The organism is Vibrio sp. M260118, from assembly GCF_036533755.1.
Lineage (GTDB): Bacteria > Pseudomonadota > Gammaproteobacteria > Enterobacterales > Vibrionaceae > Vibrio.
In genome coordinates this window covers 1-8,680 of record NZ_JATABG010000137.1, presented here as the reverse complement: position 1 = coordinate 8,680, position 8,680 = coordinate 1, and the positions used below count along the sequence as shown (strand labels likewise).

Below are 8,680 nucleotides of genomic sequence, written 5' to 3'. Positions count from 1 at the left end.
ACGTTGCGTCGATAGCGATGTTATCCGCTGCATCGTACGTAGTACCAGAAGTTTTAGCTTCTAGCTTGTTGTAGGTTGTAGTGAATGCAACTTTGTCCATTTTGTAAGCAGCTGCAAATTCGTAACCTGTCTTGTCAGTTTTGTCTGAACCGTCTTTTACTTCACCGTCAACGAACGTACCTGCGAAGTAGAAGTCGCTGATCTGGTAAGAAGCCGCAAGGATGTACTGGTTTTCAGACACAGTTGAATCTGAATCTTGGTCTGCGTAACCTGCACCTAGCTTAACGCCAGTGTCGCCTAGAGCGTAAACCGCTGATAGCGAGTAACCGTCAAAGCTGTTGTCAGTGTAACCGCCAGTTGTTGTATCATCGATACGGTCAGCGAAACGGTAGCTTGCTTTAACACCTAGGTCAGCGAATTGGCCTTTGTAAGACAGCATGTTGTCTGTACGGTCTGCAATATCAACTTTGTATGCTGCAGAGTTACCATGGTAAGACATGATATCTGTGAAATCTGTGATTACGCCTAGCGCACCATCGTTTTTACCGTAAGTTACTTCACCGAAGTTACCGCCGATACCTGCGTAAGTGTAACGATGATCGATATCGTTGCTGTTACCAACGTTATCATTCGCGTTGTACTCAGCTTCGTAGAAACCAAGGCCGTATAGGCTGTCAGTGATTTGAGTTTTACCTAGGAAGTTTAGACGCACGCGAGTTTTGTCATCAGCTTTGCCATCTTTTAGAGACATACGAGCTTCAGCACGACCGCCGATTTCTAGAGAGTTGCCGTTTGAGCTGTATACAGAAGTACCTTCGATACCACCTGCTTGAATACCGTCAGCCGACGCGTTTGCACCAGTAGCTACTGCAGCAGCAGATACTGCTAGAGCGATCAGAGTTTTGTTCATCTTATAAGTCCTAATTTACTGTCCATAAATAGTTGTATAGCGAGAAACGCATCTACTTGAGGGCGATTCTCTTTATTACATCAGTGCTATTAATCCAGACTCATATCCGTGCTTTATGAACGAACTCTGAGCGATAAGGACCAACCCCACTGATTAGGTCAGTTAAGTTTTTAACCCAAAGTTCCTTGATGAGTTAGTAAAATGATATAAATCCAACTTATGAACAGCGTTTTATTGGTTGTAAATAAATGTCAAATCGTTGTCTTTTAAGGTTTTTTTTAGGTTTTGTGTAGGTGGGCTTACATTTTAACTTTTAGTATTTTTTATGCAGTGAGGTGCTTAGTACGCGATCGATTTCAAAAAATGCGTCGATTTTTCAATTTGTTATGACGCTTAATTTGAGAGCTGGATCACGCTAGATTAATTTGGGTGATTTAGACGCAAAGTTTGTTTAAACTAGAGGAAATGAATTTGTTGTAACATCTACCTAATCCACTGGATTGGGTAGTTTTGTTTTGTCCAAAGATTGCTTTGGAATGAGGTAAATAATGGAAAAAGTGCCAATGACACTGCGTGGCGAAAAAAAGCTACGTGAAGAACTCGACCGACTATTGAAGCTTCGCCCACAGATTTCTGAAGCCATTGCAGAAGCTCGTGAGCTAGGCGATCTTAAAGAGAATGCAGAATACCACGCGGCTCGCGAGGAGCAGGGGATCTGTGAAGCTCAAATTCGTGATATCGAGTACAAGCTATCTGTTGCTCAGGTTATCGACGTCACTAAGATGGATAACTCGGGCAAGGTTATCTTTGGGTCGACAGTCACTTTGATTGATTGTGATACAGAAGAAGAGAAAACTTACCAAATCGTTGGTGATGATGAAGCTGACATCAAAGCGGGACGTATTTCGGTGAGTTCACCAATTGCTCGTGGCCTAATCGGTAAGATGGAAGGTGATGAAGTGGTTATCTCGACTCCAGGTGGAGATCGTGACTTTGAAATTGATCGCGTAGAGTATATCTAAGGCAATATTCAAAACGGCAAATATCAAAAAAGGTCGCATTGGCGACCTTTTTTCTTGCTCATGAAAGTAATATTACTTACGTGGCAACTCGATTTTACGCTCTTCCGATTGGCGGAATAGAACTAAAGTTTTACCGATTACTTGTACTTTCTCTGCACGAGTTTCACGTACAATAGCTTCAATAATCAGGGTCTTAGTTTCGCGATCTTCAGACGCTACTTTAATTTTGATTAGCTCGTGGTGATCAAGAGCAATTTCAATTTCCGCTAGAACAGCTTCAGTTAGTCCATTTGCGCCCATAAGCACAACAGGTTTTAGACTGTGCGCTAGGCCTTTTAGATGCTGCTTTTGTTTGGTGCTTAGGTTCATTACGCGGCCAATTTTCTTTACTATAAGGGTTGAAAAATACCATTTTAACGCCATCTAACCCTGAAGACTATAATTTATTGGGTTAGTTGTTCTCTCTATCTATTAGGTAACAAATGAGTAAACAAAAACATTCTGCTAGCTCAGGGCGCTGGTTGAAAGAACATTTTGATGATAAATACGCCAACGAAGCACGTAAAAAGGGCTATCGTTCGCGTGCCTACTTCAAGATGGAAGAGATTCAAGCTAAGGACAAACTGCTTAAACCTGGCATGACGGTTGTCGATTTAGGTGCTGCTCCCGGTGGTTGGTCTCAATATGCTGCTAAGATAGTAGGAGAGGGTGGGCAAATCATTGCATGTGATTTGCTACCGATGGATCCAATTGCCGGTGTGAGTTTCCTACAAGGTGACTTTCGCGATGACGCTGTGTTAGAAGCTCTGCTTGATCGTATTCAACCTTCTATGGTTGATGTGGTTATGTCAGATATGGCACCTAACATCGCAGGTAATAATTCGGTCGATCAACCTCGAGCAATGTATTTAGTTGAATTGGCTTTAGATATGTGTCGACAAGTTCTAGCCCCTAATGGTAGCTTTGTCGTTAAGGTGTTTCAGGGCGAAGGCTTTGATCAATTCGTTAAAGAAATCCGAAACACGTTTAAAGTCGTAAAAATCAGAAAACCAGACTCTTCGCGAGCTCGCTCAAGAGAAGTCTTTGTTGTAGCCACTGGTTACAAAGGTTAACTATTTGCCCCTTGATGGGCTAGTTAACACTATAGCTACAGGTTATAAACTGTAGTACCCTACCTTTAATTACAATTAGTTATCGAGAGGCTGACACCTTGAGTGACATGGCAAAAAATTTAATTCTGTGGCTTGTTATCGCTGTCGTATTGATGTCGGTTTTCCAGAGCTTTGGCCCTGGGGAGAGCAATGGCAGAGCGGTGGACTACACCACATTTGTACAGGAAGTTGGCCAAGGCCAGATTCAGGAAGCAACTTTTAAAGACGGTGAAATTACCTTCACTCGTCGTGGCGGCGGCTCGCGTTATGTAACTTACATGCCAGTCTACGACCAGAAGCTACTTGATGACTTAATTAACCAAAATGTGAAAGTACAGGGCACACCTCCAGAAGAGCAAAGCCTGCTAGGTACAATCTTTATTTCTTGGTTCCCAATGATCTTACTGATTGGTGTATGGATTTTCTTCATGCGTCAAATGCAAGGCGGCGGCGGTAAAGGCGCAATGTCTTTCGGTAAGAGTAAAGCTCGCATGATGAGCGAAGAACAAATTAAAACCACCTTTGCTGACGTTGCTGGTTGTGACGAAGCAAAAGAGGACGTAAAAGAGCTAGTCGACTACCTACGTGATCCAAGCCGTTTCCAAAAACTAGGCGGTAAGATCCCAACCGGTGTGCTAATGGTTGGTCCTCCTGGTACAGGTAAAACGCTTCTTGCGAAGGCGATTGCTGGTGAAGCGAAAGTACCGTTCTTTACTATTTCAGGTTCTGACTTCGTTGAAATGTTTGTGGGTGTCGGTGCATCGCGTGTACGTGACATGTTCGAACAAGCGAAGAAAGCCGCACCTTGTATCATCTTTATCGATGAAATCGATGCGGTAGGTCGCCAACGTGGCGCTGGTGTTGGTGGTGGTCACGATGAGCGTGAGCAAACCCTTAACCAAATGCTGGTTGAGATGGATGGCTTCGAAGGTAACGAAGGTATTATCGTTATCGCAGCAACTAACCGCCCAGACGTACTTGACCCAGCACTACTTCGTCCTGGTCGTTTTGACCGTCAAGTTGTGGTTGGTCTACCAGACGTTCGCGGCCGTGAGCAGATCCTTAAAGTACACATGCGTAAAGTGCCTCTTGCAGGTGACGTAGAGCCTTCTCTGATCGCTCGTGGTACGCCTGGCTTCTCTGGTGCGGATCTCGCTAACCTAGTTAATGAAGCGGCACTATTTGCTGCGCGTGGTAACAAGCGCAATGTTTCTATGGTTGAGTTTGAACTCGCGAAAGACAAGATCATGATGGGTGCAGAGCGCCGCTCTATGGTGATGTCGGAAGAGACGAAAGAGTCAACGGCATACCACGAAGCAGGTCACGCCATCGTTGGTCGTTTGGTTCCTGAGCACGATCCTGTGTACAAGGTATCAATCATTCCACGTGGTCGCGCACTCGGTGTGACTATGTACCTGCCTGAGCAAGACCGCGTAAGTATGTCTCGTCAGCATCTAGAGTCTATGATTTCTAGCTTGTATGGTGGCCGTCTAGCTGAAGAGCTGATCTACGGTGCAGATAAAGTATCGACAGGTGCTTCTAACGATATTGAACGTGCGACAGACATTGCACGTAAGATGGTCACTCAGTGGGGCTTCTCGGAAAAACTTGGTCCTCTTCTTTACGCAGAAGATGAAGGTGAAGTATTCCTCGGCCGTAGCGTAACTCAGACTAAGCATATGTCTGACGATACTGCCAAGCTTATCGATGACGAAGTTCGTCACTTGATCGATACAAACTACGCTCGTGCCAAGCAGATCCTTGAAGATAACATGGATATCATGCACGCAATGAAAGATGCATTAATGAAGTATGAAACCATTGATGCGGGTCAGATTGATGATCTGATGGAGCGTAAAGCAGATATTCGTGAACCAGCTGGTTGGGGTGATAACCCAAGCAATAAATCAGACGCAAAACCTGACGATAGCTCAGAAGGTAAAGCGGAAGAGAAAGCGCCAGCGACTGAAGCCAAAGCAGAAGAGCCAGCCTCTACACAAGAGAGCACTTCAGCGGAAGCAACTGAGAAGAAAGACTCAGAATAGTTGACTTAATTAAGAGAAACCCCGAGGAAACTCGGGGTTTTTGTGTTTATGATCCTACAAGCAAACAATAAAACTCTCGATTTATCCCAGCCGCAAGTCATGGGAATTCTTAATGTCACGCCAGACTCCTTTTCTGATGGCGGCAAGTTTCGCGCACTAGAAGATGCCCTTACCCAAGCACAGCGAATGATTGAAGCGGGTGTGACGATTATTGATATTGGTGGTGAATCTACTCGGCCAGGTGCGCCTGACGTGGCGTTAGAAGAAGAGCTGCAGCGTACCATTCCAGTTATTAAAGCCATCCGAGCTCAATCTGATGTGTGGATTTCTATTGATACGAGCAAAGCGGAAGTCATGCGTCAAGCTGCTGAAGCAGGTGCCGATATCATCAATGATGTACGTGCACTGCAAGAGCCAGGCGCATTAGAGGTAGCAGCAGCAACAGGTTTACCTATCTGTTTAATGCACATGCAAGGCCAGCCGCGTACAATGCAAGCTAATCCACACTATGATGATCTACTCAAAGAGGTCGGTGAGTTTCTTCAAGAGCGTATTGCTGCATGCGAAGAAGTTGGTATTGGGCGTGAAAAACTGATCCTAGACCCGGGATTTGGCTTTGGTAAAACCCTTGAGCACAACTATCATATGCTGTCTCACCTAGAAGAATTTCACCAATTTGGACTGCCAATCCTTGCAGGGATGTCGAGAAAATCTATGATCTTCAAGCTTCTTGATAGAGCGCCTGCTGAGTGTGTGGCAGCGAGCGTGAGTTGCGCTACAATCGCAGCAATGAAAGGGGCACAAATTATCCGTGTTCACGATTTTGAACAAACGCTTGATGCAGTAAAAATTGTCTCAATGGTCAAAGAGAACCATTGAGCGTTATAAAAAGATAAAGGAATGATCATGTCTGACAAAAGACGTTATTTTGGTACTGATGGTGTACGTGGCAAAGTTGGGCAATACCCAATTACGCCAGACTTTGTACTTAAACTTGGCTGGGCTGCGGGGCGCGTATTAGCCAAACAAGGTACAAAGAAGGTCATTATCGGTAAGGACACGCGTATTTCAGGCTATATGCTTGAATCTGCCCTAGAGGCTGGTTTAGCTGCGGCAGGTTTGAAAGCAACGTTCACGGGTCCAATGCCAACGCCAGCGGTCGCTTACCTTACACAAACTTTTCGAGCAGAAGCGGGTATCGTGATTTCAGCTTCGCACAACCCATACTACGACAACGGTATTAAGTTTTTCTCATCAGAGGGGACAAAACTGCCAGATGATATTGAACTCGCGATTGAAGCAGAGCTTGATAAAGACATTGAGTGTGTGGAGTCGGCATTACTCGGTAAAGCTAGCCGTCTGAATGATGCTGCAGGCCGTTACATTGAATTTTGTAAGAGCACCTTTCCATCAGAGCTTAGCTTAGCAGGCAGAAAAATCGTGGTAGATTGTGCCCACGGTGCTACTTATCACATTGCCCCAGCGGTATTTAGCGAGCTTGGTGCTGACGTTATTGCAATGGGCGTTGATCCTGATGGTACCAATATCAACGCTGAAGTAGGCGCGACAGATGTGCGTGCTCTACAAAAACGTGTTGTTGAAGAGGGTGCAGAGCTTGGTTTAGCCTTCGACGGTGACGGTGACCGTATCATCATGGTCGATCACTTAGGAAATAAAGTGGATGGTGACCAAATCGCTTACATCATCGCTCGTGATGCGTTACGTCGCGGCGAATTGAAAGGTGGTGTGGTTGGTACGCTAATGACGAATCTAGGAATGGAAAACGGCCTTAAACAGCTAGGGATTCCATTTGTGCGTGCTGCGGTAGGTGATCGCTACGTTATGGAGCAATTGCTAGAAAAAGGCTGGAAAATCGGCGCTGAGAACTCAGGTCACGTCATTCTACTCGATAAAGTTACAACGGGTGATGCGATTGTGGCGGCACTTCAGGTGCTTGCATCGGTAGTAGGTAGCAATATGACGTTGCACGAACTTTCGCAAGGTATGACGCTCTACCCGCAGGTTTTAGAAAACGTTCGCTTCTCAGGCGATTCTAACCCACTTGAAGCGGATGCAGTGAAAGCATCTGTTGTGGAAGTAGAAGCTGAACTTGGTGAAAAAGGTCGCGTCCTGCTACGTAAATCAGGCACAGAGCCTTTGATTCGCGTCATGGTTGAAGGTGAAGATGCTGAGTTAGTTCAGTCATCAGCTCTGAAAATTGCCGAAGCGGTGAAGTCGAGCTTTTAATTTCCAGCTGTACTGATTTTAAGCGCTGCCCTCGGGTGGCGCTTTTTGTTTACTTCTAGAGCACTGTTTAATTGTTCGCTTTTGGCGGCGAAATTTATGATACGATGAGTGCGGTTTTTAAGGTGATGATTTGATATGTCGCAGCAACAGTATCTACAAGAAATGGGAATAGAGTGCTACCAATTGGCGCATCCTGAAAGGTTGTTGGGATACCAATTACCTCCCTTACACTTACCTGAAAATTGCAAACTGTTGCTGGTTTCACCGCAGCTACCACAAGGTAGAACAGCCGAGATGTTTGAGCGCGTGTTGAAAAGCATCAAGTTGTCACTGGATAGTGCTCTGCATATCTACCCAGAGCAGCTTAGTCAAATTGAACAGCACTCTCTTCAGTGGGTTTGGTATGCAGGTTGTGAACCAACTCGTGAATTGGAGGCTAAGGCACTGAACTCACCACTTCTGTCACAAATCGACGGTAATAATGAACAGCGCCGTCTACTGTGGCAGCAGATCTGTTCTTATCAGTAATTCGCTCTAACTTTATTAAATACCATGACTCAAACTTCACTCTTACCCCTGTCCGAAGAGCATCTTGATCAAGTTTGGAGGATTGAGCGCAGCGCGCACACTCATCCTTGGTCGGAAAACATGATTCGCGATGTTAATAGCCGTGGCGCATGTCATCATGTACTGGTCACCAATGACGAAGTCGTTGGTTACTTTTACGCACAAAATATTGTCGGCGAAGTGACGCTACTTAATATCGCTGTTAACCCTAGCCAGCAGGGGAAAGGATATGGCAGACAGTTGATGCAGGCTTTTCTTGAGTGGTGTAAAAGTAATAAAGCGGAAAGTGCTTGGCTAGAGGTTAGAGAAAGCAATCACAGTGCGTTTGGCCTGTATGAGTCGATTGGCTTTAATGAAGTCGACAGGCGCATCAACTACTACCCGACAATTTCAGGTAAAGAAGATGCAATCATCATGAGCTACATTTTTTTCTGAATGCAGTGAACAATACCTAATTTTGAATCACCTTTACCACCGAGGCATCGTCTATTGGGTAGAAGTTCTTTCCGAATCGTTCAATGAGTTCAGAAGCCGGCAATGGTTTGTCGAACAGGTAGCCTTGGAACTGAGCACAACCTAGTTCTTTGAGCGCTTTAAGCTCATTGGCATCTTCTACCCCTTCAGCGATAACTTCTAAGTTAAGCTTGTGCGCTGTCATTATAATGGTATCGACGATAGCTTGGTCACTCTGGTCTAGGTGAAGCTGGGTAACAAAGGAGCGGTCTATCTTGAGTACAT

The 8,680-nt window shown here is 45.2% G+C and carries 10 protein-coding genes; 7 read left to right on the top strand and 3 right to left on the bottom strand.

The window, feature by feature from the left end; all coding sequences use genetic code 11:
- Positions 1–910: porin (locus tag QTO00_RS10080; RefSeq protein WP_331424649.1), on the bottom strand; the 910-nt coding region annotated here is incomplete at its 3' end.
- Between the two features lie 548 nt (positions 911–1,458).
- Here QTO00_RS10080 and greA point away from each other — a divergent pair.
- Entirely contained in the window at positions 1,459–1,932 is a 474-nt protein-coding gene (gene greA, locus QTO00_RS10075; protein WP_331424647.1) for a transcription elongation factor GreA, read from the top strand.
- Between the two features lie 72 nt (positions 1,933–2,004).
- Here the strand turns inward: greA and yhbY are convergent, their stop codons facing one another.
- Positions 2,005–2,301 carry a ribosome assembly RNA-binding protein YhbY gene (gene yhbY, locus QTO00_RS10070; protein WP_038206325.1) on the bottom strand — a complete coding sequence of 99 codons (297 nt, stop codon included), beginning with the start codon at positions 2,299–2,301 and terminating at the stop codon, positions 2,005–2,007.
- Between the two features lie 113 nt (positions 2,302–2,414).
- Between yhbY and rlmE the strand changes: the two genes are divergently transcribed.
- The 6 genes from rlmE to rimI all read left to right on the top strand — a co-directional run bounded on the left by rlmE (position 2,415) and on the right by rimI (position 8,377).
- Positions 2,415–3,044, top strand: coding sequence for a 23S rRNA (uridine(2552)-2'-O)-methyltransferase RlmE (rlmE, locus tag QTO00_RS10065; protein WP_331424646.1), 630 nt, complete (start codon positions 2,415–2,417; stop codon positions 3,042–3,044).
- Positions 3,045–3,151: 107 nt separating this feature from the next.
- Positions 3,152–5,128 (top strand): ATP-dependent zinc metalloprotease FtsH, encoded by a 1,977-nt coding sequence (gene ftsH, locus QTO00_RS10060; protein ID WP_331424645.1) that lies wholly within the window; start codon positions 3,152–3,154, stop codon positions 5,126–5,128.
- Positions 5,129–5,176: 48 nt separating this feature from the next.
- Positions 5,177–6,007, top strand: coding sequence for a dihydropteroate synthase (folP, locus tag QTO00_RS10055; RefSeq protein ID WP_331424643.1), 831 nt, complete (start codon positions 5,177–5,179; stop codon positions 6,005–6,007).
- Positions 6,008–6,034: 27 nt separating this feature from the next.
- Positions 6,035–7,375: a phosphoglucosamine mutase gene (glmM, locus tag QTO00_RS10050; RefSeq protein ID WP_331424641.1), complete on the top strand. Its 1,341-nt coding sequence runs from the start codon at positions 6,035–6,037 to the stop codon at positions 7,373–7,375.
- 135 nt (positions 7,376–7,510) lie between these two features.
- The gene (locus QTO00_RS10045) at positions 7,511–7,903 is read left to right on the top strand and encodes a DNA polymerase III subunit psi (RefSeq protein ID WP_331424639.1); all 393 of its coding nucleotides are present in this window, start codon (positions 7,511–7,513) and stop codon (positions 7,901–7,903) included.
- Between the two features lie 24 nt (positions 7,904–7,927).
- The gene (gene rimI, locus QTO00_RS10040) at positions 7,928–8,377 is read left to right on the top strand and encodes a ribosomal protein S18-alanine N-acetyltransferase (RefSeq protein WP_331424638.1); all 450 of its coding nucleotides are present in this window, start codon (positions 7,928–7,930) and stop codon (positions 8,375–8,377) included.
- Positions 8,378–8,393: 16 nt separating this feature from the next.
- On the opposite strand, the gene QTO00_RS10035 is transcribed toward rimI, so the two are convergent.
- Positions 8,394–8,680 (bottom strand): EAL domain-containing protein (locus QTO00_RS10035; RefSeq protein ID WP_331424637.1); only part of this gene is annotated, 287 nt, incomplete at its 5' end.

Bases quoted from the DNA above. Each gene is read 5' to 3' on its own strand.
- greA (WP_331424647.1), top strand. From the start codon at position 1,459: ATGGAAAAAGTGCCAATGACACTGCGTGGCGAAAAAAAGCTACGTGAA.
- yhbY (WP_038206325.1), bottom strand. From the start codon at position 2,301: ATGAACCTAAGCACCAAACAAAAGCAGCATCTAAAAGGCCTAGCGCAC.
- rlmE (WP_331424646.1), top strand. From the start codon at position 2,415: ATGAGTAAACAAAAACATTCTGCTAGCTCAGGGCGCTGGTTGAAAGAA.
- ftsH (WP_331424645.1), top strand. From the start codon at position 3,152: ATGGCAAAAAATTTAATTCTGTGGCTTGTTATCGCTGTCGTATTGATG.
- folP (WP_331424643.1), top strand. From the start codon at position 5,177: ATGATCCTACAAGCAAACAATAAAACTCTCGATTTATCCCAGCCGCAA.
- glmM (WP_331424641.1), top strand. From the start codon at position 6,035: ATGTCTGACAAAAGACGTTATTTTGGTACTGATGGTGTACGTGGCAAA.
- QTO00_RS10045 (WP_331424639.1), top strand. From the start codon at position 7,511: ATGTCGCAGCAACAGTATCTACAAGAAATGGGAATAGAGTGCTACCAA.
- rimI (WP_331424638.1), top strand. From the start codon at position 7,928: ATGACTCAAACTTCACTCTTACCCCTGTCCGAAGAGCATCTTGATCAA.